Below are 26,426 nucleotides of genomic sequence, written 5' to 3'. Positions count from 1 at the left end.
GCCGGCCGACCAGGCCGAGGGGCACGGCGTCCCGGGTGTCGGCGTGCCTGACCTTCACCCACCGCCCTGCGCATCCCCTGCCTCGGACAAGGTGCCCAACCCCTCGGCTCAGATCCCCTCCACACCCATGGGTTCAATGTCCCGGTACCAGCAAGGGCCTCGCGCCTGCTCGTCGTGGCGAGGCACCGGTGCGACGGCAGCCGCGCTCCGCCAGCACCACTGGCAGGGGATCCCACCGCTCCGCCAGAGGCCGTTCCGTGCAGCCCTCGCCGGGGGCGCCGAGCAGGTCGAGCGCCACGAAGAACACCTGCGTGCCGTGCTCCGCCCGGCCGGCCGGGGTGCGCAGCAGTTCCTCGAACACGATCGGCCGGCTCCGCCCTCCTGCGGCACGAACGCCACGCCCCCTGTCCATGACGATGCTTGGTGCGAGCTCGGCCGGGGGCCGACCAGCCGCGGGGAACCTCCCGGTCAGGTCCGTCCCGCGCCGCGACACCAGGTGCACGGCATGCCTCTCCCGTCGCCACCGCCGCCCGGAATCCGTCCCACTTCGGCGGATACAGCACACCGCCCGGGAGGCCGCCTCCTCCGCAGGGGCCGGACGACGGACGAGCCCCTCGGTCAGCCCCGTCCCAGTCACCAAGACGTGGTCTGACCAGTTGTCTTCTCGCCCGGTGGAACCTCCTCGGCGCCTCCAGTCACGATCACGCTGTCCGGCTGCGGCAGCGACAACGGCCGCCGAAGCCGCTGCGGTCGGCCCCGTCATGGGCGATGCGGAGACGCGGAGGTTTCGTAACGCACGCGATTCATCGGTCGTCCGGCCGATCCCGTCGACCGCGACGCGCTCCATCGTGGCGGCATGACTGATACCCCCCACCACGACCCCGCGGAGAAGGCCGGCGCCACTCGCAGGTCCGTCATCGCCACCCTGGGCGGCGCGGCCCTCGGCGTGGCCGCCCTCGGATTCCCGGCCTCGCAGGCGACAGCCGCCGCCGGAGGCAGCACACCGCAAACTGCCGCCGGACCCAGCGCCTCCTGTGTCCTGACGCCCGAACAGACCGAAGGTCCCTACTACCTGGACCTGGAGACGGTCCGCAAGAACATCACCGAGGGCAGGACGGGCGTGCCGCTCACCCTCCGTGTGACGGTCGTCGACATCGCGACCTGCTACCCGTTGCCCAACACGGCGGTCGACATCTGGCACTGCGACGCGCTCGGCGTCTACTCCGGCTATGTCGCGGGCGGCTCCACCCCGGACACCACCTTCCTGCGGGGCGTGCAACTGACCGACTCCACCGGCGTCGCAGAGTTCACCACCATCTACCCCGGCTGGTACGTCGGCCGCGCGCTCCACATCCACGTCAAGACCCACGCCGGCGGCACCGTGTCCAACGGGACCTACCACGGAGGCCACGTCTCCCACACGGGCCAGCTCTACTTCCCCGAGACCTACAACACCAAAGTCGCCGCCCTGACCCCCTACCGGAGCAACAGGGCCACCCGCACCCTCAACGCGAGGGACGGCATATACCGCAACGGCGGGTCCTCGACCCTGCTGGCCATCACGCAGGCCAGCAGCGACCTCGGCAAGGGGGTGACGGGCACCGTCGTCCTCGGTGTCGATCCCGCCGCAACGACCTGACCACCTCACGGTGGCGGCCGGGCGGGCGAGTCCGGAAGGTTTCGTCCCAGAAGCCCGCGGCCAGGAATCGGGGATGACCCGGCATCGAACATGTGAGTCATGCGGAGCCGCGCTGGCCGCCGCACCACGCGGCGGCCGGCCGGCCCGGTACTGCTCCAACGCATGCCGGCAACGGGCGTTCAGACGGCATTCGACACACAGAGCCGCCGGGCAGGAACGGCCAATCGCACCGGATGCCTCCCCACCGCATCCGGGCCGTGGGCTGCCGCGAGCGCTCGACTCCTTCGTGGGGCGACGGCAGGAGCTGTCGCGTCTGCGCACCCTGCTGAGGACGTCGCGTCTGCTCACGCTGACCGGTGCCGGCGGCGTCGGCAAGACACGGCTGGCACTGGAGTTCGCCAAGGGGCTGCCCGAGCGTCAGGGGCAGGTGGACCTGGTCGCACTCGATTCCCTGCACGACGGCGCCCCGCTCGCGCAGGCCGTGGCCACCGCGCTGGGCGTGAGCGAACGGGCCGGGCAATCCGGTGCCGACGTGCTCGTCCGTGCGATCGGCGACACCCGCCGGCTGCTGATCATGGACAACTGCGAGCATCTGGCGGAGCCGTGTGCCCGGCTCGCCGCATCCTTGCTGAGCCACTGCCCCGGGCTGCGGATCCTGGCCACCAGCCGGGAGGCCCTGCGGGTACCCGGGGAGGCCGTGTTCCGGGTCGGCGAGCTGTCCGTGCCACCCGTCGGCACCGGGGACGATCCGACTGCCCTCCTGCAGTCCGACGCGGTCCGGCTGTTCGTCGAACGTGCCTCGAGCCGTGCACCGGGCTTCACACTCGGGCGCGACAACGGCGCGACCGTCGCGGAGATATGCCGCCGACTGGACGGGCTGACGCTCGCCGTCGAACTCGCGGCACGGCGCGTCGGCGCCCTTCCGTTGGGCGACATCCTCGCGGGACTGGACGACCAGTTCTTACAGTTGTCGCTCCTGACCGACGGCAACCGGACCGGCCCCCGCCGCCACGACGGGCTGGCCGCGGCGATCGACTGGAGCCATCGGCTCCTCGATCCGGAGGAACAGGCTGTCTTCCGGCGCCTGGCAGTGCTCGTCGGCGGATTCGACGCCGGGGCAGCCGAGGCGGTCTGCGCCGGTAGCGGCGTCGCGCCCCGCCACATCCTCCGCATTCTGTGCGCCCTCGAGGCCAAATCCCTGATCGTTCGGCTGCCGGGAGACACAGAGCCGGCGCGGTTCCGGCAGCTGAGTGCCATCCGCGCATACGCCATGGAACGCCTGGTCGCGTCCCGCGAGCTGCACACCGTCCGGCGGCGGGCCCTCACATGGCTGAACGACCTCGCGGACTTGGTCGGCAACGAGGTGTTCGCCGACCAGACCGGCAGTCCGCTCATCGTCGAACGGGACAATCTCGCGGCGGCCCTCGCCGACACCGCCGACCGTGACGCTGCACCGTACACGCGGCTGCCGTTGGAACTGGCCCGCGTGCACTACCAGCAGGAGCAGCCCTCGGCCGCCCGTTCACTGCTGGACCGACTGCTCCAGGAGACCGACGAGCCGGCCCTCGGCGGCGCGGTGGCCGCGCTCGCCACGCGCGTGGCCTGCCAGCAGTCGGACTTGGCACAAGCCCTGCTCCTCGGCGAGCAAGCGGTGCGTCTGGAGCGCAAGCGTGGTCACCCCGCTGGACTCGCCAACGCGCTGGACGCGAGGGCGGCGGCACGGCTGTGCCGCGGTGAATTCGCCGAGGCCGTCGTCGACCTGCGTGAGTGCCTGAACCTTGTCGAGGCGCTTTGCAGACCGTACGACACCGCATGGTGCACCCATCACCTGGCCTGGGCCCTGCTACAGGACGGCGCGGAGGCCGAGGCCGACGTGCTGATGGAGCGCTGTCTGCCAGTGCTGAGGGAACACGCGCATTGGAGCCGGGCGGCGGCCGCCCTGCACACCGCGGGAGCCGTGCGGCTGGCCCTCGGCCGTCTACGGAATGCCGAGGCCCTGTTCGTCGAAGTGCTGGGGATCGTCCCGAAGGCGAGTTTCCACGCGCTCTACCCCGTTGAGGGCCTGGCTCTCGTGGCTGCCGAAAGCGGCGACATGCGGCGAACCCTTTGTCTGTACGAGGCGAGCTTGCAGGCACGCCGTCGGCTGGACACCGAGCCGGAGGCCCCATGGCGACGGCGCGTGGAACAGGCCGCGGTTCGCGCGCGGACCCTGCTGCCGGCAGCCGCTCGGGACGCGGCTCTCGATGGCGGCCGCCGGCTGCACGGGGACCGGCTCGTCGCATACGCCCTGCGGACCGGAGGCAGCGACCACCGTGCTGCGACGGACGCCACTACGGCCGCCGCGGACCGGTCCCTTCTCACCGGACGGGAGTTCATGGTCGCCGAACTCGTCGCCGAGGGACTGACCAACCGCCAGATTGCGGAGCGGCTCGGGCTCTCGCCGCGTACCGTCGCCACCCATCTGGACAGGGTCCGGGACAAGTTGGGCCTTCGATCACGCACCCGGATCGCCCTGTGGGCGGCCGGCAGGACCAGGGACGGTTCCTGACCGCACGGGGCCCGCCGTGCCACCAGCCGGCCGCCGAGAAGGTCACTCCGTGCTTCCCCGGAGTACACCAGATGAAGGGTGGTAGGTGCGGCGGTGCAGCCGGTGCACCGCACGAAGCGCCCGGACCTCTCCCGGGGCAGACGTCACCACGGCCGCCGGCCCCGGTGGGCCCCACGCGGGCCGGGGCGCAGCGGCGGGCAGCGGCAGGCCGATGGACACACCCGTAGACACCGGCCCGGTGCGCCGATCCCGGTATCCGCTCGGTGCGCCGGCGGGCGCGCCGGACAGTGGGAAAACCGGTTTGGGCCCGGCGGGGCCGGCTGGTACCGTCTGGGCTGCCGTGAGACGACCGGAGGAGGTGACACCCGTGAAGGCTGTATTCGTGTGGGTGCTCCCCATCTCCGTTGCGGCGGGCGACTGATCGAGGTGTCGCCGGGAGCGCCTGGTAGAAGGCACTCCTGAAAGGCAACACCGATGAATCCTCTGAATCCTGTGCACTCCACCCCGGCTGGGGACGACCGCGTGGTCCGGGTCTCCCGGATCTCCGAGACGCAGTGGCAGGCCGTCGCGGACGACCTGCCGGTCGGCAACGGCGACGCTGCGCGCCGGCCCGACGGCCGGCTGTTCGTCAGCATCGACGCGTGGCACGGCGCCGCGTTCGACCGTATCGCCGACGCCATGCTGGCCGACCTGCCGGAACCGCTCCACACCTTGGTCGACGAAGCCGATCACGACGCGGTGTCCGCCTGGGAGCGGCTCGGCTTCGCCCCGGCCCGCCGCGAGTGGGACCACCTCGTGCCCACCGACCCGCGGATCACCGGACTCGGCCCGGTGCGGTGCCCGGAGGGCGTGACGATCCTCCCGGCCGGCTCCGCGGAGGAAGGGCCGCTGCGCGCCCTGGACCGCGTCGTCCGCGACGAGGTCGAGGCCACGCTCGGCTGGCGGACGATGCCGGCCGAGATCCTGCCCCCTCCTTCGGGGGACACCGTGGTCGACCCGTCGAAGTACGCGGTGGCGCAGGAGGCGGACCGGTATGTGGGCCTCGTCCGGGTGGCGCCGCTGCGGCTGCCGCGGATCGGGCTGATCGCCGTCCGGGCGGACCGGCAGCGCCGCGGCATCGGCCGGGCACTGCTGGCCCACGCACTCGGCGCACTGCACGAGGCCGGAACGGCCTGGGCCCGGGCCGAGGTGGACGAGTCCAACACGGCCGCCACCGCCCTCCTCGCGGGCATCGGCACCCGGCGCGAGGGCAGCACCCTGGAGTTCGTCCGCCGCTGACCCGCGGCCGCACCGCAGGGCGCCGGCGACCGCCCGAACACGTCGCCCGCACCACCATCCATGCAGACCCGCACCACCACCCACACAGAAGTGAGGATCCATGACCAAAGCAGCAGGGGGCATAGAAGTCGAGGGCACCGTCGTCGAGTGCCTGCGCAACGCCACCTTCACCGTTCAGCTGGCGAACGGGCACAAGGTGCTCGCCCACATCAGCGGAAAGATCCGCAAGAACTACATCAAGATCCTCCCGGAGGACCGGGTGCTCGTGGAGCTCAGCCCCTACGACCTCACCCGCGGCCGCATCCGCTACCGCTACCGGTCATGACCTGACGGGCGGCCCATCCGCGACGGTGCGGCAAGCGGCCTGAGCGCGCCGAGCAGCGGCCTGCCGAACCAGAGGTTCGGCAGGCCGCTGTCGGGGGTTCGGACCACCGGACGGTACGAACTCCTCCACGACGCTGCGAACCACGCCCTGAGGGTCCCGTTCGGTCCTCACCTCCTCGGCGGTCCGCTTCCTCTCGTGCGGGGACCGACCGATCGGGTGAGGTTCCCGGCGCTGGGCGGAGTGTCCGGAGTGCCGCTGTGGACGAGTGAATAGCGTGGCCGGACGGGCCCGGGAGGTGACGGGACGTCGGGGAGCGCCGCCGGACACGGGCCGGGCGGTCGAGGACGGTGCAGGTGTACGCGTCGCCCCCACCGCAGCAGGAAGGGGACACTCTTGGAGCTCGACGCCGCGACCGCTGGCGTGTCGGCCGGTTCGACGCGCAGGACGGTACTCCGGGCGCTGGTGGCGGGCGGGGTGGCGGCCGGGCTCGGCGCCTGGTCGTCGTCCGCGGCACGGGCGACGGGCCGGGACGGCGGATGGGACGCCTTCGCCGCCCGGGTGCGGGAGGAGTTCGCCGCGATGGGCCTGGTCGGCGCGGCGGTGGCCGTGGTCAGCAGGGACGGGGTGCTGCTGAACCTTCCGCTCGGCGTGCGCGATCTGGAGAGCCGCACGCCGGTCACCCCGTCGACGCGGTTCCTGGTCGCCTCGACGACCAAGTCGATGACCTCCCTGCTCGCCGCGACCTACGTCGACCGGCGGCAACTGGCTTGGGACCAGCGGGCAGTCGACGCCTGGCCGGGCTTCCGGGCACCCACCGACCGGCTGACGCACTCCCTGAAGGTCCGCGACCTGCTGGGCATGGCCACCGGGATCGACGAGCCGCCGGCCCTCTCAGGCCTCCACGAGGGCGACCCGACGGCCCCTCAGCTCCTCCGCTCGCTGGTCACCCTCCCCGTCCAGGCCCGACCGAACACCACCTACCTCTACAACAACACGGTGTATTCGGTCGGCGGCTACCTCCCGCTGCTCGCCTCCGGCGTGGCCGGCGACGCCCTGACCGGCACCTTCGCCACCGAGATGCGGGACCGGTTGTACGGTCCCGCCGGCATGGCCGGCGCCCGGATCGCCGACGACCCCCGAGGGCTGGTCACCGACTTCATGCGCGGCGCCGTCCCCGACCTCACCGGCGCCAACCGGCCGCTCGCCTACGGGCCGGTCGGCAGCTACGCCCCGGCCGGCGGCACCCTCGCCTCCCTCGACGACATGGCCGCCTACGTCCGCCTGCAGCTGCGCCGCGGCGTCTCCGTGGACGGCCGCCGCGTCGTGTCGGCGCAGAACCTCGCCGAGTGCTGGAAACCGCACATTCCCGTCCCCGTCTCGCCGGACTTCGACCCGGACGTCACCGCCTCCGGCTACGGAATGGGCTGGATCCACAACCGGTACCGTGACGGCACCTCCCTGATCTGGCACAACGGCGGCATCGACGGCTTCACCTCGTACATCGGCTTCCTGCCCGACCACGACCTCGGGCTGGTCGTCCTCAACGCGATGAACCCGACCCCGACCGGACCGTACTTCTACCTCTACGTCCTCAACCTGCTGCTCGGCGAACGGTTCGGCCTCAACCAGGGCGTCCCGGCCAGGGCCCATGCCGCGTACCTGGCCGCCGTCGACGACCTGCGCGCCCTCGGGAACCAGACCCGGCCGACGGACCCGGGGGCCACCGCGGTATTCCTGGGCCACTACGAGGGCGGCTACCTCCTCACCCGGCAGGGCCTCGACCTGTCCCTCCACCTCGGCCCACGGACCATGCCGCTCGGCATCCTGCCCGACGGCACCTACGTGGTGACCAGCGGGCTGCTGGTCGGGAACAAGGTCCGCCTGGCCCGGGACGCCGACGACACCCCGCTCATCGAGGTGGTCGGCTTCGAGACCGTCCGCCGCACCGTCGGCCCGCCGCCCTGACCGCCGACACCCCCAGAACGCCGGCCACGCCGGACGCCGCCCGACCGGGCAGGACTGCCGTCCTCGAACGCTGAAAGGCTCTGCCCGCCCTCGGACAGATAACCGGCGACCACCAGCAGGTGGCACACCGACCCAAATCCCGCAGCGGCTTCCGCGGTGACGATGCAGCCGTAGCTGTGGGCGACCACGACGGTCGGCTCGTCGCCGTCCAGCAGCAACTCCCGCACCGCGGCGACGTCCTCGGGCAGCCCCGGACCGCCGACCCCGCCGGGCAGACTCGCCGCAGCTCGGCAGCGCCGGGGCCACGCTCGCCACCCCCCGCTCCTGCAGCCGCTCGGCGGCGCGGTGCCACCACCGCGACCCGTCCCGCACGCACGCCCGCGCACAAACACGACCCGCCTACGTGTTGGGCAGGAACGGTCGGCGGACACCTTTGGTGGGTGGAGGCTGAGCCGGTCGATAGCCTGGCGGTCGTAGTCGCTCTCATCCCAGCTGCCGGGGGTGGGCGAGCAGGCCGCGGTCAGGCGTCGGCGGGGCGTGGCGTTGCATTGGCGTCGAAGACGACAGCCGGCCACGGGCTGAGGCCAGGGTCTGCAGGTTGCTCCGTGCCGAGGTCGGTCACTCCTCGACGTGGACGCCGCCCGCCGCACCATGGCCACCGCGATCCACGCCCTCCTCGCCGCCACCGACCACCCGGAGACCGTCCCCGACCACCCGGACGCCCTTCCCGACGGCGATCCCAGCACCGGCGACGAATGACCGACCGGTCGTTCCTCACGACGTCCCCGGCCCGGCCGGGAACGCCACGGAACTCCCCTGGTACAGCACGGCCCTGACGGCACCGGGTCTCCGCAGGTCGGGTCGAGTGCGTCGCTCTCCGAGCCTCGGACGGCGACCGGGAGCCGTGATCCCGACGTCTGCGCCCCCGATGCGATCGGGCGAGGCGATCTGTCACTCGCCCGTGACTACGAGACCAAACCCGAGCACTCCGAGAGCATGATCCGCCTGGCGATGATCTCGAACCTCGCCGAGCAGGCAACGGGCGAAAGCACCATAGCCTCACACAATCCGTGCACTATCCCTCAAATGAGCAGGACGTCCTCCTACTCCTCGACCAGGCGCAGCCGGGAGTACATCAGGTGTACCTGGTAGGGCGAACTAGTCGACAACAGGTAGTAGAGCCCGAGTACCCGAGTCGCCTCGTCCCACTCGGTGAAGCGGGTGAGCGGGAAGACGCCGTACGCCCACCCCTGGTGCTCATCGCCGCCGGGTTCAAGACGACGGTCGATGTCGTCGCCACCGGGCAGGTGCATGTAGTGGGTGTACGCGCCCTCGCGGTGGGGGTCGAAGATCTCCGCCGCGGTCTCAGGTCGTTGCCAGTCCCAGGGCACGGCTGCGATGCGGGCGATCGCCGGCCGGTCGAGGTAGGGCTGGCTGCCGTCCGTTCGGCGGTCGTCGTTGGCGAGGGAGTACATCATCAGCCACCGCTTGGGTTTCTCGAGCCAGGCGGAGGCGACGTGGGTGTACCCGTAGTGGGGCAGTAGGTCGGCCGCCGCGCGGTCGTCGGCGGTCCACCGTTCCTCGGGGTCGTCCTTGCCCGTGTAGTAGAGCATGTCCTGGAGCCTCGGCGGGGATCCAGCGCGCACCGGCAGGCAGGCGAGCCTGAAGGCGATGTTCGGCGCCCACCCGAAGGCCGCCATGACGACGACGTATTCGGTGCCCTGCGGGAGATACGGATGTTCGGCACTGCGCACCAGGGTGGGGCCGATCCCGCCGAAGCGGTCGTGGCGCTCGGCGGTGCGCACCAGGGCGTGGCAGCGTACGCAGAAGCGCCAGCCCGTGTCGTGCGGCGGTGTCTGCGGCGGGCTGTCGGGGTGCGGCAGCACCAGCCCCGGCGTGCCCGGGGCGGTCGGCTCGTGCGTGGCGCCGCCCGGGCACAGGCTAGTGCTGTCCCCGTTCCAGAAGAGCGTGGCGCACTTGCGGCAGCGGTGCCACTGTGCCTGGTGGTGCGCGTCTTCCGGGATACCGTGGGCCAGGCTGTAGTTCCGCAGGCCGTCGGAACGGTGCGGGCCCTGACCGGCCCAGCAGACTCCGTGCGCACCGGTGCCGTTGGTGTCGTGGAACAGTGCGGCGCACCGGACGCAATGACGCCAGTCCGATTCCCGGGGTACGCCGTCGGCGGCATCGTACGGCAGTGTGAAGGTGAAGCCCAGTGGCACGTGACTCTCCCGGGTACCGTCGCCGGGCCCGCGCGGACAGGCGCCGATCCGGGGGCTGAAGAGGAAGTCGGTGCGGTAGGGACCGGGCTGCCCAGGCCGGTCCTTGCTGATGAGATACGTGCCGTACGCGGGGTCTCCGGGGCGCGACTGCTCCGACCAGCGTTCCTGTGAAGCGTTCACGAAGACGTACATCCGGCCCTCGTGGCTGAACGCGCCTCCGGGGGTCTCCAGGCTCTTGGTGACGCCGACGGGCGGCTCGGCGGTGAGTGGGTCGAACTCCTTGTCGTTCCTCATGACCGGATGGAGCCGGAATCCTCCGGGTCTGGAAAGCGGACAGAGGCCTTGGTGGGCGCTGCCGTTCCAGAAGAGGCCGTGGCAGGTCGCGCAGTAGCGCCACTCGGGTTGTCCGGAGCTCGGGGACGCGCCTTGGACATCGTTGGGAAGGTAGAACATCCAGCTCTGCGGGTCGGCCGAGTGCGTTCCGCCCACGGGGCAGACGGTACCGGCGCCGCTGGCCCCGGGGGCGTGGAAGAGGCCGTGGCAGTTGCTGCAGTAGCGCCAGTCGGGCTGGCCGGTGGAGTCAGTGGCACCCTGGTGGTCGTTGGGGAGGAAGAACCGCCAGCTTTCCGGGTGATGGCGGTGCGGTCCTCCGGCAGGACACACGGATCCGCTGGTGGACCCGCCAGGAGCCCAGAACAGACCACCGCACTTGTCGCAGTAACGCCAGTCGGGCTGGCCGGTGGAGTCAGTGGCACCCTGGTGGTCGTTGGGCAGGATGAAGTTCCATCCGACAGCAGCGTGCCGCACGACACTGGACCGTTGTACGGCTGTGTCGTCGGTCCAGGCGACGAGGTCGGAGTTCCGGGGGTTGCCGCCGGGGCACACCGATCCAGCCGCACCACCGTTCGGTCCCCAGCCGAGGGAGTGGCACTTGCGGCAGAAGCGCCAGTCGGCCTGCCCGACGCCGGCGTGGCCGCCTTGCTGGTCGTTGGGTAGGACGAAGTTCCACCCCGCCGCGGCGTGCTCGCCGCCGGCCGGGCAGGCGCTGTCCGCGGTCGAGCCGTCGGGGGCCCGGAACAAACTGTGGCAGCGGTCGCAGAGGCGCCAGTCGGGCTGGCCGGTGGAGTCGGTCGCGCCCTGGTGGTCGTTGGGGAGGAAGAATCTCCAGCTTTCGGGGTGGTACCAGTGCTCACCGCCTTTGGCGCAGACGGAGCCGGCGGTGCTCCCGCCGCCGGCCCAGAAGAGGGTGTGGCAGCGGTCGCAGAAGCGCCAGTCGGGCTGGCCGGTGGAGTCAGTGGCACCCTGGTGGTCGTTGGGCAGGAAGAACGTCCAGCCTGCCCAGCGGTGTTCACCGTTGTCGGTGGTGGCGACATCGCCGAAGAAGAAGTAGAGACGGCCGTCACCGTGCTCGGCGTTGGCGCCGAGGTCGATACCCTCGACCGTCCAGCCGTCGGTGACGTTCGGTAAGGGCCAATCCTCGGGATCCCGGCTGCCGGTCAGTTGGGCGATTCGTTCGGTGTGGAGCCACTCCACGCGCTCTGCCATGGTTCCACGATGCCTCTGCCGCCCCACATCGGCACGCGGGCACGCGGGCACGCGGGCACGCGAAGTGGGACCCACAGGCGGGGGTTGCGTCCGAGGCTTCGAGACAGTGCTGCCATCGGCTTCCACGTGCCGTCAGAGGACGTTCGCATCGCTGGCGTGCAGGTTTGGGCGGTCTTGGCCTCCACCCGCGGAGTGCCCTCTTGAGGCTCTTGCCCGAGATGTCGCCGCCGCTCAAGTGTCGGCGCCTCTGCAGTTCATCCTGTTTCGACCTGAAGGCTCCTGTCCGGTTCGAAAAGGTCCCGCGAGTCCATCATCGGCCCACTCGACCGAGTGATAGCCAGGACCAACTCCCGGATGCACCGGTTCGGTTATGACGAACCTGCCGCAACGTAGGGCCTACCCGAGCGACCTGCCAGATGCCTGCCGGGTTCTGATGGAGCCGGTCCTGACCGCCTGGCCGGCCGAGTGCCAGAAGACCTCGCTGGGGTTCGGAGGGAAAGCCGCCGACCTACGGGAGTGATGAACGCGGTCCTGCACCGGGATCGCCTGACGCTACCTCACGGCGCAACCTCCCTCCCCGCGCCACCGTGTTCTCACACTTCAGCGCAAGGACTGCCGACGGCACGATCGAGAAGCTCGGCGTCCGACTGCACCGCTTGGCCCGAGAGAACGAAGGCCGGGATGCCGAGCCGACGGCCCGCGTGATCGACGCCCAGAGCGTGAAGGCCGAAGGCCGCACCTAACGTGCCCACCCAGACTCAGGGCATCGACGCCGGCAAGAAGATCGTCGGCCGCAAGCGCAGCATCGCTGTCGACACGCTCGAACTTCAGCCCCTCAACCAGGTCGCGCAGTTGCCGTGCGGTGACTTGGCCGAGACAGGGATACACCGGTCCGCACCAGGTCCGCAGATGTAGCACAGGATCCGGCGTCGGGCCGCAGCCACCAGGTGACGTCGACGGCCAGTACAAGCCGGTCGTCCACCGCGCGGAGCAGCCGCACCGCCGCAGCCCATCGGCGTCCAGGCAAGCAACCACAGGTCAGGGCGTCTTAGCGCCCGCCGCGGCATCGCCGATGCTCGCACACCAGGGAGAGTCCACCAGCGCAAGCAAGGACATCGTCGCGGAAGGCGCGGCCGGGAGTCTGGAGTCGCGGTCACCGTCCCGGTGACGGTCGCGGTCCTTGTCGCCGCCCACCTGGAGATCCACTGGGGTAGGCGCAGCCGGCCGGGGCAGCGGACCGATCCGGTGCCCCGGATTGACACGTGCGGGCGGCTGTCGGATTCAGTCAGCGAACATGACGACGACGGCTCGCCGTTCGATCGGTTCGGGATCCCATTGGCGTCGGAGTCCGAAACTGAGCCGAAGGGGCTCTGTGCCAAACAGGTCGAGGCGGAATATTCGCATTCCACCGCCACCTGCCAGCCGCTCGGCAGAGCGGATTTCTTCAAATAGCGATCCGGCTACGCGGGCGCGATCGTTTTCACCCTCGAGCTCCCATCGATATCCAGTTGTAGGCGATTCCGGTAGTACGATCTCAACCGATCCGTCGAACGCAGTTACTTCAGAGGTCGGGCCTTCGCGGGTCATCTTCTGTCTCCATCTGAGGCCTCATGCACCCTGCCTCCACTCGGGAGGTTCGCCGTGTTTCCGCATCATGAGACCGGTCGATCACTCGGTGACATCGCGGGGTGACACTCCTGTTGCGCTGTCACTTCAGGCACCTCGAACCTCTGATGTCGCGCCATCCGAGTACACCGCGTCCCCTGCACCGAATGGCCCCTGGGGCTGCAGTCCTTTAGGGAAGCCTACATCCGGCACTGCAACGCGTGCTTGCCCAGGGACTTCGAGACGGGCACCTACCCGGGTCCACCGGCCGAACGGCCGGCCCTTCTTCGTGGCACTCGGTCAGCGTTGCGTCGCGGTCAGGCATGAGGGCCTTGCCGGTCACCGATATGGATGTCGCAATCCACACCGGGCCGGAAGGCCCTCACTCATTTTCAAGACCTCAGACCCGGGATCCAAAATCGGTGGAGCACCTGGCCACAAGGCCGGATCACTGATACCAGAAGTTGTCTCTGACGGTTCCGTTGATGCCGGTCCACCACAGTTCCATGCTGTTGGGGATACGGGACACCGCCGAGACACCGCCGGTGAGCGAAGCGCTCCCCTCGGGAGCCAGCTCATAGCGCTGCCACTGGCCGCCGTCGTACCAGTACGCGGCCTGCACAGAGCCGTTCGCGCCCGTCCACCACAGCTCCATGCTGTTGGGGATGCGCGACACCGCCGAGATACCACCGGTCAGCGAGGCCGATCCGGCACCCGCCAGCTCGTAGCGCTGCCACTGGCCGCCGTCGTACCAGTACGCGGCCTGCACCGAACCGTTCGCGCCCGTCCACCACAGCTCCATGCTGTTGGGGATACGGGACACCGCCGAGACACCGCCGGTGAGCGAAGCGCTCCCCTCGGGAGCCAGCTCATAGCGCTGCCACTGACCGCCCTCGTACCAGTACGCGGCCTGCACCGAACCGTTCGCACCGACCCACCACAGCTCCATGCTGCCAGGAATACGGGATACCGCCGAAATACCACCGGTCGGCGAAGCACTCCCCGCGGGAGCCAGCTCATAGCGCTCCCACTGACCGCCCTCGTACCAGTACGCGGCCTGCACCGAACCGTTCGCACCGACCCACCACAGCTCCATGCTGCCTGCGATGCGCGACACCGCCGCGATACCACCGGTCAGCGAGGCCGATCCGGCACCCGCCAGCTCGAAGCCCTTCCAGCCGCCCGGAACGAGGACTCCCTCGATTCCGAACATCGGGAAGCGATTGAGTGAGCCGTCCGGGTCGCGGTCGCTGCTTGTTTCATCGATACCGCACTCGCCGTATCCGATCCGGAAGAACCCGTTGTCCCCCCAATTCGGGCCCCACGAGTTCTTTGCGATCCAACAGCGATCGGCGTCCGAATATCCCACAATCTCGACGCAGTGGTAGCCGGCGTGGTCGCCCGTCAGGTGCCGATAGACTTCGCCGTGAAGAGGGAAGAAGTCATCGTAGACATGAAAAACAGCGCACACGGGTCCACGCGACGCCAGCCACTGCTTCCGCTCTGCCATGGATGTCAACGTCGAGAATCCGCTGGGCCGGTACAGCTGCTGGTCACGGTTGGGGTGCACCCGGCAGCTCGGGTTGTCTGCGGCGTCGAACGCACTGGCGTAGGGGAAAAGCGCTTCTGTCGTGATGCCGCGGCGCTGTGCCTCACTAATGGCATCCGACGGCCACCAGCCCCCGCAGCTGGTCCCGTGCGAAGAACAGAAGTGAAGGTCGGCCTCGCTTAAGTCGACCACCTCGCCTGCCGCGATGGATACCAGCGACTCGGTGGTTGCACATACGCAGAAGGACACACACGAGCCGCAGTTGAGTTGATCCTTGACCGGGGAGACATGGTTTCGCCCGCCGACATTGCGCCAGTCAAAGGCAGAAGGAAGACCCGCGATCGCAGTAGTAGCACGTGGACGCGCGGCGATCTCGGCCAAGGCCTGCCGGTCGATTACCACGCCGAGCAGCTGCCTCCTGCTGTCGTCATCGAGGGATGTGATGTTGTTCTCGGCCACAGTCCAATTGGCACTTGATCCCTTGATCAGATTCCGCAGCTCTTTCAGATCAGGCACAGGCATGGAGACTCCCTGGAGATCGATCATTTCCCGACACATTCGAGTACCGGATGGGCGTGAAGCAGTGGTTCAACGCCCCGTTGGGCCGCTCGGCATCCCAGCCGTGAGATCGGGCCAGGCCCTAACAAAGAGGTCCGCAGACGACCCACTGGCCATGCTCAGCCGCGCAACGATCCCACGCCGCCTGGTTAGCCCAAGCAGGGCAGCGGCAGTTACGGCAAATGATCTCTTTCATCCTGGATTCTCCCAGGTCAGGAGAGTGTGGACGGCGCCAGTGGTCCGGCCGATCCGGTTGGTCGAGCACCGGGACCGCCGGGACTCGAGTCGGGCGAGTGCTCCCTCACCGGGGGTCGACGACGCCTTTGTACCTGTGTCCTCGCCGTGGCCGCTACGGCGCTTTCGCCCGCGCCTCGTCGTCGGCCCTGCCGAACGCGGCACTGCCCTGCACCGCTCGGATCACAGCTCTCGACGCGATCGGGCGAGCCGTTCCGTCAGGAACTCCTGCTCGGCACGGTTCTCGGTCAGCTCCAGCGCCCGGCGGTAGGCGATCGAGGCCTCCTCCGGGCGGCCGAGGCGGTGCAGCAGGTCCGCCTTGATCGCGGGCAGGTACTGGTAGCGCGCGAGCCGGCCGTCCTTCTCCAACTCCGCGACCTCTTCCAGGGCCTGCGCCGGCCCGGAGACCATCGACACCGCCACCGTGCGGTTCAGTGCCACCACCGGTGAGGGCCACACCGACATCAGCGCGTCGTACAGGGTCACGATCTGCGGCCAGTCCGTCCGGTCGAAGGACGGTGCCTCGGCGTAGAGGGAGGCGATCGCCGCCTGCAGGACGTAGCGGCCCGGTCGCCCGCCGCGCAGCCCGTCCACGATCAGGTCGTGTGCCTCGGCCAGTGCCGAGCGGTCCCAGAGCGATCGGTCCTGGTCCTCCAGTCGCAGCAGGCGACCGCCGGCGTCGACCCGGGTGGCGCGCCGGGCGTCGGCGACCAGCAGCAGGGCGAGCAGCCCCCGCACCTCCCGCTCGTCGGGCATCAGTTCACGCAGCATCCGGGCGAGCCGCAGCGACTCGTCCACCAGGTCGTTTCGCACCAGCGATGCGCCGGACGGCGCGGTGTGCCCGGCGGTGAACAGCAGATGGATCACCCCGAGCACCGCGCGCAGTCGATCCGGCAGCTCGGCCGCCCCCGGTATCCGGAAGGGGATCCGCGCGGCCGAGATCTTCTTCTTCGCCCGGGTCATCCGGGCGGCCATCGTCGACTCCGACACCAGGAGCGTCCGAGCGATGTCGGCGGTCGTCACCCCGCACACCAGCCGCAGCGTGAGCGCCACCTGTGCCTCCTGCGCCAACGCCGGATGGCAGCACATGAAGATCAGCCGCAGCCGCTCGTCCGGCACCACGTCCTCCGGGTCGTCGGCGGCCGGTTCGTCGTCGGCCTCGTCGTCCTCCGTCTCCTCGGGCTCCACCAGCAACGGGAGTTTCGAGCGGAGGGTCTGCTCGCGCCGCACCGCGTCCATCGCGCGGCGCTTGGCCGCGGTGACGAGCCAGGCCTCCGGATTGTTCGGGATCCCGTCGCCGGCCCAGCCCGCCAGGGCCGCGGCATAGGCCTCCTGCACGCACTCCTCGGCCAGGTCCAGGTCGCGCGCGACGCGCGCCGTCGCGGCGAGCACCAGGGCCCAGCCGCGACGGTGCGCGTCCGCCACCGCCGCCTCGACGTCTGCCGGGGGCGTCACGCCGCGCCGCGCCGATCCGCGACGAAGCCGCCTTCGAGGGGCCGCACCTCGACCCCGCCGCCCTGCTGCGTGGCGGGATTGGCCCGAGCGATCTCCAGAGCGGCGTCCAGGTCGGGCGCCTCGATGACGGCGAAGCCCGCGATGACCTCCTTCGCGTCGACGAACGGGCCGTCCGTCACCACGTCGCCACGGATCGAGGTCGCGGTGTCGGCGGCCGGCTGCAGCGCGAAAGCCGCAACCAGGGCGCCGGACTTCACCATGTCCTCGAAGTGGCGGTCATGGGCCTCACGCGCGCCGGGGACGGCCTCGGCCTCCTCGCCGGAGGCCTTCGCGTAGATGAGGATCGCGTACTGGGCCATGGTGGCCGTCCTTCCAGGTGGCTGTTGTTGTCCGACATCCTTACGTCGAACGGCCGACGCCGATTCGACAGCCCTCCGCGGGATTTCTTCGGCGGGTACCCCGCCGACCTGCCGTCACGCCTGGCGCAGGGCGGCGGCGACCAGGCCTTCGATCGCGTCGTGCGGCACGTCGCCGCCGCTCACCAGTCGGTCGAAGACCAGTCCGTCGATGCAGGTCAGCAGGGTGTGGGTACGGCTCTCGGGATCGGCCACGCCGTGGGTGGCGAGGAAGAGCCGGACGGCCTCGCGGCCGGCGTTGTCGCGGGGGACGAGGATCTCGCGCAGTTCCGGGTCGCGCACGCTCTCGACGGCGCAGGCGTGGCGGGCGAGCGAGCGGCGGCGGCCCTCGCCGGTGAGGCGTCGTTCGGTGAGCCGGGCGATGCCGGCCACCAGTTCTCCGGCGGTGCGGATGGGCGGGAACTGCTCGGCCGTCGCCTGCAGTTCGGCCTGGTCGAGGTGGACGAGGCGTGTGACGAGTCCGGTGAGCAGCGCGGCACGGGTGCGGAAGTACGCCGAGGTGGTGCCGATCGGCACGGCCGCACGGCGGTCGACCGCGCGGTGGGTGAGGCCGCGGATCCCTTCGTCGGCGAGTACGTCGAGTGCCGCGTCCGCGAGGAGGGTGCGCCGGTCCGTCGTCATGGCTCCTTTCTACACCTGTAGAGGTTCGGCTAGGGTCGGCCTTCTACAGATGTAGAAGAACTGGGGGTTCGGCATGGGCGGCACGGCAGTGGTCGTCGGTGGTGGCATCGGCGGGCTGGCCTCCGCGATCGGTCTGCGCCGCATCGGCTGGGAGGTGACGGTCGTCGAGCGCGCGTCCGTGCTCGACGACGCGGGCGCGGGCATCTCGCTCGCCGCGAACGGTCTGCGGGCGCTCGACGAACTCGGGGTGGGCGGGCCGGTCCGGGCGGCCTCGCGGGGCCAGTACAGCGGCGGCACCCGGACACCGCGGGGCGGTTGGCTGGCCCGGATGGACGGCACGGCGCTGGAGCGGGCGGTGGGCACGCCGATCATGGGCATCCCGCGGGCCACCCTGCACCGGCTGCTCCGCGAGGCGCTGCCCGCCGATTCCCTGCTGATCGGCGTGGAGGCCGGCCCGGTCCGGCAGCTCGGCCCCGGGACGGTCCGGGTCGAGTGCGGCGGCACGGCCCTGGACGCGGACCTGGTGGTGGCGGCCGACGGCATCGGCAGCAGGGTGCGCGGCCTGCTCTTCCCGCACCACCCGGGCCCTGTCCACAGCGGCTCGGCGGTGCTGCGCGCCGTCACCGAGCGGCCGGTCGACCTGCGCACCGACTTCGAGCTGACCTGGGGTCACGGCGCCGAGTTCGGCCACATCGCCTTCCGGGACGGGCGGGCCGAGTGGCACGCCGTCCTCGGTCTGCCCGCCGGGACGCGGTTCGCCGACCCGCTGGCCGAACTGGCCAGGCGGTTCCACGGCTGGCACGACCCGATCCCCGCCCTGCTCGACGCGACCCGGCCCGGCTCGGTGCTGCACCACGACGTCCGTGAACTCCGCACGCCGCTCGCCTCGTTCACGGTCGGCCGGATCGCGCTGCTCGGTGACGCGGCGCACGCCATGACCCCCGACCTGGGGCAGGGCGCCTGCCAGGCGCTGGAGGACGCCGTCACCCTGGCCGCCGCGCTCGCCGACGAGCGCACCGTCGAGGCCGCGCTCGCCCGGTACGACACCGAGCGCCGGCCGCGCAGCCAGGCGGTCGCGCGGGCCGCCCGGCAGGCCGGGCGGATGGGCCACCAGCTCTCCCGCCCGTCGGCGGTCGCCCTGCGGAACACAGTGATGCGGCTGACACCCTCCCGGGCCGCCGTGCGCATGATCCTCCGTCACCACGACTGGGTGCCGCCCCGGCTGGGCTGACCCGGCCGACCAGGGCGGCAGGCTGATCTGCGTGCCGTCCGTGTACGCCCGGGCGCAGATCGATCACAGCACGCGCAATCCCTTCCCGGGACCGCCACCGGGCCCCCTACAGTATGCGCCGTGACCCAGGACGACGCGGAACTCATCGCCGGCCGCTACGAGCTGATCGAACGGATCGGGCAGGGCGGCATGGGCCGCGTCTGGCGCGGGACGGACCGGCACCTGTTCGGTCGGGAGGTCGCCGTCAAGGAGATCCTCTTCCCGCCCGGACTGGAGGACAACGAGCGCGCCATGCTGCTCCGCCGGTTCACCGGTGAGGCGCGGGCCGCGGTGATCCTGAACCACCCCGGCATCATCACGATCCACGACGTGGTCGAGCACAACGGCTCACCGGCCATCGTCATGGAGTTCGTCCGCGGCCGCTCCCTCGCCGCCGAGATCCGCGAGCTGGGCCGGCTGCCGGTGCGGCGGGTCGCCGAGATCGGCGCGGCGATGCTCGGCGCGCTCGCCGAGGCGCACGGCGCCGGGATCGTGCACCGCGACATCAAGCCGGACAACGTCCTGCTGACGAAGGACCGGGTCGTCCTCACCGACTTCGGCATCGCGCACCTGGCGGACGCGACCACCAAGCTGAGCCACAGCGGCACCGTCATCGGCACCCCGCACTACATGCCACCGGAGCAGCTGGAGGGGAAGCGGCCGACCGCCGCCAACGACCTGTGGGCGCTCGGAGCCACGCTCTACCACGCGGTGGAGGGCCGGACGCCCTTCGAAGCCGAGGGCCTGCACGCCCTCGCCATCGCCATCTTCACCCAGCCGCACCGGCCGCCGGTCGTGGCCGGCCCGCTCGGCCCGGTGCTGGAGGCGCTGCTCGCCAAGGACCCGGCGGAGCGGGCGACCGTCGCGCGGGCCGAGGAACTGCTGGCGGCGGTGCTGCGGGGTGGCGACACCACGGCGGCGGCCGGGCCCGTGCCCGATCCGGCGCCGCCCGTACGGCGGACACCCACGACACTGGACTCCGTCCCCGGGCCGGCGGACCGTCAGCTGCCGCCCCCGTCCCACGAGGTGCCGGCGGCGGAGTCCGTCGAAGACGTCCCCGAGGAGCCTGCGGACGGGCCTGCCGGGGAGCCTGCCGCCGGGCCGGCCGTTCCCGCCCCGGCGCCGCCGAGCACTCCCCCGGCCGTGCCCCCGCACCTGCCGCGGGGCCGCCCGGTGCCGGACAACCCGTACGCCACTCCCCCGGCTGCCGAGCTTCCGCGGCAGGCCGGCGACAGCACGCCCGCCGACGGGATGCCGACCGAGACCCCGGAGGCGTACCGCTTCGAGGAGTCGCCGGCTGGGCGGCCGGTGCGGCGGTCGGCCGGCCGGAAGGCCACGGTGCTGGCGGTGGCGCTGGCGACCCTGGCCGTCGGCGGCATCCTCGCCTGGACCCTCACCCGGGACTCCGGCCGCGGCAGCGGCGGCAACGGCGGCAACAGTGCCGACGGCGGCCGCTCGTCGAACGACACCGCCACCACCACGGTGGTGATCGGCGTGGACGCACCGCTCACCGGCAGCCTCGCGAGCTTCGGCGCCGGGATCAGGAACTCGGCCGACCTCGCCGTCAGGACGGCGAACCGCCGCGCGTACGTGCCCGGTGTCACCTTCGAGCTGAAGGCGCTGGACGACCAGGCCCAGCCGCAGACGGGTCAGCAGAACGCCAATGCGTTCGTCTCCGACAGCCGGGTGCTCGGCGTGGTCGGCCCGCTGAACTCGAGCGTCGCGCAGTCGATGCTGCCCACGTTCTCGACGGCCGGGCTGGTCGACGTCTCGCCGGCCAACACCAACCCCGTGCTCACGCTGGGCAGCGACTGGCTGAAGGGCGCGAAGGCGCGCCCGTGCTCCGTCTACTACCGCACCACCACCACCGACGCCCTGCAGGGGCCGTTCGCCGCCCGGTACCTCGTGAAGGTCGCGAAGAAGACGAGGTTCTTCGTGATCGACGACAAGAAGACCTACGGCACCGGCCTCGCCGACGGGTTCACCGGCGAGGTCGCCGCGCTCGGCGGCACGGTCGTCGGCTCGGAGCACGTGGACCCGGGCGGCCACGACTACGGCACCCTGGCGGCGAAGGTCCGCGCCAGCGGCGCCGAGGCGGTGTACTACGGCGGCGAGTACCCGGACGCGGCCCCGCTCTCCCAGCAGCTCAAGGAGGGCGGCGCAACGGTGCCGCTGGTGGGCGGCGACGGCATCTTCGACACCGAGTACACCCGCCTGAACACCCGGGCCGAGGGCGACCTGGCCACCTCGGTGGGCGCCCCGACGACCGAGCTCAGCGGCGGGAACGCCTTCCTGACCGACTACCGGGCCGCCGGGTTCCCGGAGGAGGCCGGACAGTACGGCGCCTACGCGTACGACGCGGCCTGGGCCGTCATCGAGGCGGTCAAGTCCGCGGTGGAGGCGAACGGCGGCACCCTGCCGTCCGACGCCCGGTCCAAGGTGGTGGGTGCCATGGCGGGCGTCTCCTTCGACGGCATGACCGGACCGGTCGCCTTCGACGACTACGGCGACACGAAGAACCGGCAGCTCACCGTCTACACGGTGCAGGGCGGTGCCTGGCACTCCGTCAAGACCGACACCTACCTGCCCTGATCGGCCGCCCGGTCCTGCAGGGCGCGCAGCAGGGCCGCGGCGGGCCCGTCCACCGACCCGCTGGTGTTGCCGAGCACGGCGACGGCGACCCCGGTCTCCGGGTCGAAGCCGGTGTACGAGGCGAAGCCGCCCGTCCCGCCGTTGTGCCAGATCTGCAGCCGGCCGCCCTGGCGGGGGTGCAGCCGGTGCGCCATCCAGCCGAGGTGGGCCCAGGAGATCGGGCTGGTGCGGTGTTCCACCTGCCGGGTGAGGGCGATCGCCTCGGCGAGGCCGCCGGGGGCCCCGCCCAGCTGGGCGCGGAGGAAGGCGGCGAGGTCGGCGGCGGTGGAGCGCAGGGCCCCGGCGCCGGCCAGGTCGGCGAGGTGCCAGGGCGCGGCCGGGCGGCGGCGTGCGGTGTGGCCGCCGGCGAGCCGGCCGGACGCCTCCGGGCCGGGGGTGACGGCGGTGTCGGCGAGCCCGAGCGGCCGGCAGACCTCGCGGCGGACGAGCTCGCCGTAGTCGGTGCCCGCCCGCCGGGCGAGGGCGAGGCCGAGCAGCCCGACGCCGAGGTTGGAGTACCGGAAGGTGCGGCCGGGCACCGAGCGCAGCGTCGTCCGGGCGAGCCCGGCGAGCAGCCGCTCGGCGGTGCACCCGGCGTAGGGGTCGGCGGCGCGGGGGTTGAGCAGGGCGGGCAGCAGCATGCCCCGGGGCAGGCGCGGCAGGCCCGAGGTGTGGGTGGCCAGCTGCTGCAGGGTGATCGGCCGGCCGTCCCGCTCGGGGACGGTGCGGCCGGGCAGCAGCGCGGCGAGCGGTTCGTCCAGGGCGGCGGCGCCGGCGAGCACCGTGCGGGCCAGTACGAGCGAGGTGAAGACCTTGGTGACCGAGCCGATCTCGAAGACGGTGTCCGGCCCTGGTGCGCCCTGCAGCGCGCCGCCGGCCCGTCCGGCGCCGTGGATCTCCACCGAGCCGTCCGCGATGCCGACCACCACGGCGCCGACCTGCCGCTCCACCAGCCGGTCTGCGGTCCGCCGGACGAGGTCCCCGAGCTCTGCCATGTCCGCCACCCTATGCGGGGGCCGTCCGCCCACCGGTCCGCCGGTATGAGGAAGCTCACCCTCCCCCGTCGTCCGCCAGGCGTACACCTCCGGGCTGATCCGGCCCGCGGGCCGCTCCGACGAAGGACGGACCCGCCGCGACACCCTGAGGGGTCCTCACCTCGGCGGCCCGGTCGGTGGCCTGACGGACCGCCGCCCGACGGGACGACAGCCCCGACACTTCGCCCACGGAGCACCCGGCCGCGACGGGCGTCTCACCTGTTGAACAGGTGTGCACAGCACTCTTGACACGGAAGAAAGGGTTACCTAAGTTCTGCTGGCATGTCTCCGCAGTCTTCGCACCACACCGAGGACGCCGACCGCTCCGAGCCGTCGGTGGCCTTCGTCTTCGACATCACCGCCGACGAGATCCGCCGCCGGTCGCTGGCCGCCGCCTCCCTCGGCCCCACCCGGGACATCGCCGAGGAGGAGCGCCGCGAGGCCGAGGCCTACGCCCTGCTGTACTCCGGCCTCGACGCCGAGCAGCAGCGCCTCTACGACGACCTGGTCACGGCGGGGGTCCTGCCCATGGAGGAGCGGGCCGATGCTGCCCATTGACCCGCAGGCCGACATCGGTCGCCGCGCGTGGATCGCCTGCCCCGAGTGCGACGACGCCCGCGACTGCGTGCCCTGCGGGGAGCGCCGCTCCTGCTCCGAGCACTGGCGCTACCTGATCTCCAACACCGGGAGCCTGCTCCACCTGCAGTGCCCCGCGTGCACCCACGTGTGGGACCACGAGACGGGCTTCGGCGCGACCCGCTCCGCGCTCGGCCAGGTGCCCGGTCCGCGCCGGTCGGAGCCGGCCTCCGGCGTCCTGCCGGAGGAGGATCCCGGGGCGGCCGGCCGGCAGCCGTCCGACACACCGTGATCCACCGCGCTCTAGACTGCGCGGCATGAACGCCACGCCGGATGACCGGCTCGAACGCCTCGTCCGCCTCGCCTCCGGCAGCTACCTGCTGGTGACCACGTACAAGAAGGACGGCACGACCGTGCCCACCCCGGTCTGGGTGGTGCGTGACGGCGACGCCCTGGGCATCTGGACGGTCGCCGACTCCTGGAAGGTCCGCCGCATCCGCAACCGGGCCGACGTGCTGGTCGGCCCGTGCGACGTCCGCGGCCGGCCGACCGGCGAGCAGGTGCCCGGCACCGCCGAGATCTGCGGCCGGGAGAAGACCGCCGCCTACCGCACCCTGCTGCGCCAGAAGTACGGCCTGCTCGGTGTGCTCACCCTGCTCGGCAGCAAGGTGCGCCGCGGCGACCGCGGCACCGTCGGCATCCGGATCACGCTGACCTGAGCCGCACCGCCCCGAGCCGGGCGGCGGCACGCCGGAGGGGGTGACCGGGCGGCTCCCGGTCACCCCCTCCGCGGCATCGGCCGCCCGGCGTGCCTGCGAACTCAGTCGCGGGCGAGCAGCTCCAGGGTGTCGATCACCCGGTTGGAGAAGCCCCACTCGTTGTCGTACCAGGCGACCACCTTGACGTGCTTGCCGTCCACGCGGGTGAGCGCGGCGTCGAAGATCGACGAGGCGGGCTGGCCCGTGATGTCGCCGGAGACCAGCGGCTCGTCCGAGTAGTCGAGGATGCCCTTGAGCTTGCCGTCGGCGGCGGCGCGGTAGGCGGCGAGCACCTCCTCGCGGGTGACCTCGCGGGAGACCGTGGTGTTCAGCTCCACGATGGAGCCGACCGGGACGGGCACCCGGATCGAGTCGCCCGACAGCTTGCCGTCGAGCTGCGGCAGGACGAGGCCGATCGCCTTGGCGGCACCGGTGGTGGTGGGCACGATGTTCACACCGGCGGCGCGGGCACGGCGCATGTCGCGGTGCGGGCCGTCCTGGAGGTTCTGCTCCTGGGTGTAGGCGTGCACGGTGGTCATGAAGCCGTGTTCGATGCCGGCCAGCTCGTCCAGCACGGCCGCCAGCGGGGCCAGCGCGTTGGTGGTGCACGAGGCGTTCGAGACGATGACGTGCTCGGCGGGGTCGTAGGCCTCGGTGTTCACGCCGTAGGCCAGCGTGACGTCGGCACCGTCGGAGGGGGCGCTCACCAGGACGCGCTTGGCACCGGCCTTGATGTGCGCGCGGGCGGCGTCCGCCGCGGTGAACCGGCCGGTGGACTCCAGGACGATGTCGACACCGAGCTCCGCCCACGGCAGGTCGGCCGGCTCGCGCTCCGCGAGGACCTTGATCCGGCGGCCGTCGACCACCAGGTCGGTGCCGTCGATCTCGACCGGGCGGCCGAGCCGGCCCAGCGCACTGTCGTACTTGAGCAGGTGCGCGAGGGACTCGGGAGCGGTGAGGTCGTTGATGGCGACGATCTCGAGCTTGCTGTCGCGCTCCAGCAGCGCACGCAGGGTGTTGCGTCCGATGCGGCCGAATCCGTTGACGGCGATGCGAGTCATGGAGAGTCCTTTCGTTTCGTCCCGCCGTCCATGCTCGGCTTCCGGACGCCGCACGGACAGTGGCTCGGATGCCAGCGCACGCAAGGATCTCGCCAGAAGGTTCGCCAGCGACCGCAAGGATCCCGCCACGGCCGCCGCGCGGACGACCTCAGGCCGAGAAGCGGACGCCTCAGGCCGAGAAGGTGTGCCGGTACTCGGTCGGCGAGGTGCCGAGGATCCGCTGGAAGTGCAGCCGCAGGTTGGCGCCGGTGCCGAGGCCGACCCGGTCGGCGATCTGCTCCACCCCCAGGTCGGTGCGCTCCAGCAGCTCGCGGGCGAGGTCGACGCGGGCCCGCAGCACCCACTGCATCGGCGTGTAGCCGGTGTCCTCCACGAAGCGGCGCGAGAAGGTCCGTGCCGAGACCCGCGCGTTGCGGGCCAGCGCCTCCAGGGTCAGCGGTTCGGCGAGGTGCGCCAGCGCCCACTCGCGGGTGCTCGCGAAGACGTCCCCGAGCGGCTCGGGGACGCTCCGCGGCACGTACTGGGCCTGCCCGCCGCTGCGGTACGGCGCCGCCACCAGCCGGCGCGCCACGTGGTTGGAGAGCCCGACGCCGTGGTCGCGTCGCACCAGGTGCAGGCAGAGGTCGATGCCGGAGGCGGCGCCCGCCGAGGTGAGCACGTCGCCCTCGTCCACGAACAGCACGTTCTCGTCCACCCGCACCAGCGGATGCCGCGCGGCCAGTGCCTTGCTGTAGTGCCAGTGGGTGGTGGCCCGTTTGCCGTCGAGCAGGCCGGTCGCCGCCAGCGCGAACGCGCCGGTCGAGATCGCCGCGAGCCTGGTGCCCCGTGCGTGGGCGGCCGTCAGCGCGGCGACGACCTCGGCCGGCGGCTCGGTGGTGGCCGGCTCCCGGTAGCCGGGGATGAAGACCGTGTCCGCCTGCTCGAACGCCTCCAGGCCGTCCGCCACGTGGTACGAGAGGCCGTCCCCGCCGGTCACCAGCCCGGGCGCGGCGCCGCAGACCCGCACCTCGTACGGCATGCTCGGCCGGTTGGAGAACACCTGCGCGGGGATCCCCACGTCGAGCGGCTTCGCCCCCTCCAGCACCAGCACGGCGACATGGTGGTTCTTCCGGCCCATCGGAACTCCTCGTGCACACTCC

At 71.5% G+C, this 26,426-nt stretch carries 20 protein-coding genes and 3 pseudogenes; 13 read left to right on the top strand and 10 right to left on the bottom strand.

Annotation, left to right across the window (positions count from 1 at the left end; genetic code table 11):
• Nucleotides 1-133: 133 nt before the first annotated feature.
• Nucleotides 134-361, bottom strand: a complete 228-nt coding sequence (locus AB0P35_RS22910) for a hypothetical protein (protein ID WP_363513450.1) — start codon at nucleotides 359-361, stop codon at nucleotides 134-136.
• Nucleotides 362-856: 495 nt separating this feature from the next.
• Between AB0P35_RS22910 and AB0P35_RS22905 the strand changes: the two genes are divergently transcribed.
• From AB0P35_RS22905 to AB0P35_RS22875, 7 genes and pseudogenes are all read left to right on the top strand, one after another.
• Complete coding sequence (locus AB0P35_RS22905) at nucleotides 857-1,639, top strand: intradiol ring-cleavage dioxygenase (RefSeq protein ID WP_363513447.1); 783 nt, start codon at nucleotides 857-859, stop codon at nucleotides 1,637-1,639.
• 286 nt (nucleotides 1,640-1,925) lie between these two features.
• Nucleotides 1,926-4,187 (top strand): LuxR C-terminal-related transcriptional regulator, encoded by a 2,262-nt coding sequence (locus AB0P35_RS22900; protein WP_363513444.1) that lies wholly within the window; start codon nucleotides 1,926-1,928, stop codon nucleotides 4,185-4,187.
• 474 nt (nucleotides 4,188-4,661) lie between these two features.
• Entirely contained in the window at nucleotides 4,662-5,465 is an 804-nt protein-coding gene (locus AB0P35_RS22895; RefSeq protein ID WP_363513441.1) for a GNAT family N-acetyltransferase, read from the top strand.
• A gap of 100 nt (nucleotides 5,466-5,565) precedes the next feature.
• Entirely contained in the window at nucleotides 5,566-5,790 is a 225-nt protein-coding gene (gene infA, locus AB0P35_RS22890; RefSeq protein WP_095871097.1) for a translation initiation factor IF-1, read from the top strand.
• Between the two features lie 393 nt (nucleotides 5,791-6,183).
• A complete protein-coding gene (locus AB0P35_RS22885; protein ID WP_363513438.1) occupies nucleotides 6,184-7,755 on the top strand; it encodes a serine hydrolase domain-containing protein in 1,572 nt (523 codons plus the stop codon).
• A 630-nt stretch (nucleotides 7,756-8,385) separates the two neighbouring features.
• Nucleotides 8,386-8,514: a hypothetical protein gene (locus AB0P35_RS22880; protein WP_363513435.1), complete on the top strand. Its 129-nt coding sequence runs from the start codon at nucleotides 8,386-8,388 to the stop codon at nucleotides 8,512-8,514.
• 195 nt (nucleotides 8,515-8,709) lie between these two features.
• A pseudogene (locus AB0P35_RS22875) lies at nucleotides 8,710-8,826 on the top strand (IS5/IS1182 family transposase); the annotation flags it as partial.
• 32 nt (nucleotides 8,827-8,858) lie between these two features.
• On the opposite strand, the gene AB0P35_RS22870 reads toward AB0P35_RS22875, so the two are convergent.
• Nucleotides 8,859-11,519, bottom strand: coding sequence for a hypothetical protein (locus AB0P35_RS22870; protein WP_363513432.1), 2,661 nt, complete (start codon nucleotides 11,517-11,519; stop codon nucleotides 8,859-8,861).
• A 370-nt stretch (nucleotides 11,520-11,889) separates the two neighbouring features.
• Here AB0P35_RS22870 and AB0P35_RS22865 point away from each other — a divergent pair.
• Nucleotides 11,890-12,338, top strand: a pseudogene (locus AB0P35_RS22865) (IS5/IS1182 family transposase); the annotation flags it as partial.
• 462 nt (nucleotides 12,339-12,800) lie between these two features.
• Here the strand turns inward: AB0P35_RS22865 and AB0P35_RS22860 are convergent.
• The 5 genes from AB0P35_RS22860 to AB0P35_RS22840 form a co-directional block, all read right to left on the bottom strand.
• Nucleotides 12,801-13,106 carry a protease inhibitor I42 family protein gene (locus AB0P35_RS22860; RefSeq protein ID WP_363513429.1) on the bottom strand — a complete coding sequence of 102 codons (306 nt, stop codon included), beginning with the start codon at nucleotides 13,104-13,106 and terminating at the stop codon, nucleotides 12,801-12,803.
• A gap of 466 nt (nucleotides 13,107-13,572) precedes the next feature.
• Entirely contained in the window at nucleotides 13,573-15,219 is a 1,647-nt protein-coding gene (locus AB0P35_RS22855) for a C1 family peptidase (protein WP_363513426.1), read from the bottom strand.
• A gap of 429 nt (nucleotides 15,220-15,648) precedes the next feature.
• Complete coding sequence (locus tag AB0P35_RS22850) at nucleotides 15,649-16,920, bottom strand: sigma-70 family RNA polymerase sigma factor (RefSeq protein WP_363513423.1); 1,272 nt, start codon at nucleotides 16,918-16,920, stop codon at nucleotides 15,649-15,651.
• Nucleotides 16,917-17,279 carry a YciI family protein gene (locus AB0P35_RS22845; RefSeq protein WP_095871101.1) on the bottom strand — a complete coding sequence of 121 codons (363 nt, stop codon included), beginning with the start codon at nucleotides 17,277-17,279 and terminating at the stop codon, nucleotides 16,917-16,919. Before AB0P35_RS22845 ends, AB0P35_RS22850 begins: the two co-directional genes overlap by 4 nt.
• 114 nt (nucleotides 17,280-17,393) lie before the next feature.
• Nucleotides 17,394-17,957, bottom strand: a complete 564-nt coding sequence (locus tag AB0P35_RS22840; protein WP_363513420.1) for a TetR family transcriptional regulator C-terminal domain-containing protein — start codon at nucleotides 17,955-17,957, stop codon at nucleotides 17,394-17,396.
• Nucleotides 17,958-18,030: 73 nt separating this feature from the next.
• Here AB0P35_RS22840 and AB0P35_RS22835 point away from each other — a divergent pair, with 73 nt between their 5' ends.
• Both AB0P35_RS22835 and AB0P35_RS22830 read left to right on the top strand, forming a co-directional pair.
• Nucleotides 18,031-19,188 (top strand): FAD-dependent monooxygenase, encoded by a 1,158-nt coding sequence (locus AB0P35_RS22835; protein ID WP_363513417.1) that lies wholly within the window; start codon nucleotides 18,031-18,033, stop codon nucleotides 19,186-19,188.
• A gap of 120 nt (nucleotides 19,189-19,308) precedes the next feature.
• Nucleotides 19,309-21,819, top strand: coding sequence for an ABC transporter substrate-binding protein (locus tag AB0P35_RS22830; RefSeq protein WP_363513414.1), 2,511 nt, complete (start codon nucleotides 19,309-19,311; stop codon nucleotides 21,817-21,819).
• Here the strand turns inward: AB0P35_RS22830 and AB0P35_RS22825 are convergent.
• Complete coding sequence (locus tag AB0P35_RS22825) at nucleotides 21,807-22,853, bottom strand: serine hydrolase domain-containing protein (RefSeq protein ID WP_363513411.1); 1,047 nt, start codon at nucleotides 22,851-22,853, stop codon at nucleotides 21,807-21,809. The two genes, AB0P35_RS22830 and AB0P35_RS22825, sit on opposite strands and share 13 nt — an antisense overlap.
• Nucleotides 22,854-23,174: 321 nt before the next feature.
• Between AB0P35_RS22825 and AB0P35_RS22820 the strand changes: the two genes are divergently transcribed.
• From AB0P35_RS22820 to AB0P35_RS22810, 3 genes and pseudogenes are all read left to right on the top strand, one after another.
• The gene (locus tag AB0P35_RS22820) at nucleotides 23,175-23,450 is read left to right on the top strand and encodes a DUF6400 family protein (RefSeq protein WP_363513408.1); all 276 of its coding nucleotides are present in this window, start codon (nucleotides 23,175-23,177) and stop codon (nucleotides 23,448-23,450) included.
• Nucleotides 23,437-23,655 (top strand): annotated as a pseudogene (locus AB0P35_RS22815) (hypothetical protein); the annotation flags it as partial. The gene AB0P35_RS22820 and the pseudogene AB0P35_RS22815, both read left to right, overlap by 14 nt.
• 130 nt (nucleotides 23,656-23,785) lie before the next feature.
• Nucleotides 23,786-24,187: a PPOX class F420-dependent oxidoreductase gene (locus AB0P35_RS22810; RefSeq protein WP_363513405.1), complete on the top strand. Its 402-nt coding sequence runs from the start codon at nucleotides 23,786-23,788 to the stop codon at nucleotides 24,185-24,187.
• A gap of 101 nt (nucleotides 24,188-24,288) precedes the next feature.
• On the opposite strand, the gene gap is transcribed toward AB0P35_RS22810, so the two are convergent.
• Nucleotides 24,289-25,287 (bottom strand): type I glyceraldehyde-3-phosphate dehydrogenase, encoded by a 999-nt coding sequence (gene gap, locus AB0P35_RS22805; protein WP_095871107.1) that lies wholly within the window; start codon nucleotides 25,285-25,287, stop codon nucleotides 24,289-24,291.
• Nucleotides 25,288-25,456: 169 nt separating this feature from the next.
• Nucleotides 25,457-26,404: a DJ-1/PfpI family protein gene (locus AB0P35_RS22800; RefSeq protein WP_363513402.1), complete on the bottom strand. Its 948-nt coding sequence runs from the start codon at nucleotides 26,402-26,404 to the stop codon at nucleotides 25,457-25,459.
• Nucleotides 26,405-26,426 lie beyond the last annotated feature (22 nt).

Origin of the sequence: Kitasatospora sp. NPDC085879 (genome assembly GCF_040686255.1) — a bacterium.
GTDB lineage: Bacteria > Actinomycetota > Actinomycetes > Streptomycetales > Streptomycetaceae > Kitasatospora.
This window is presented reverse-complemented; position numbering and strand designations above follow the sequence as displayed.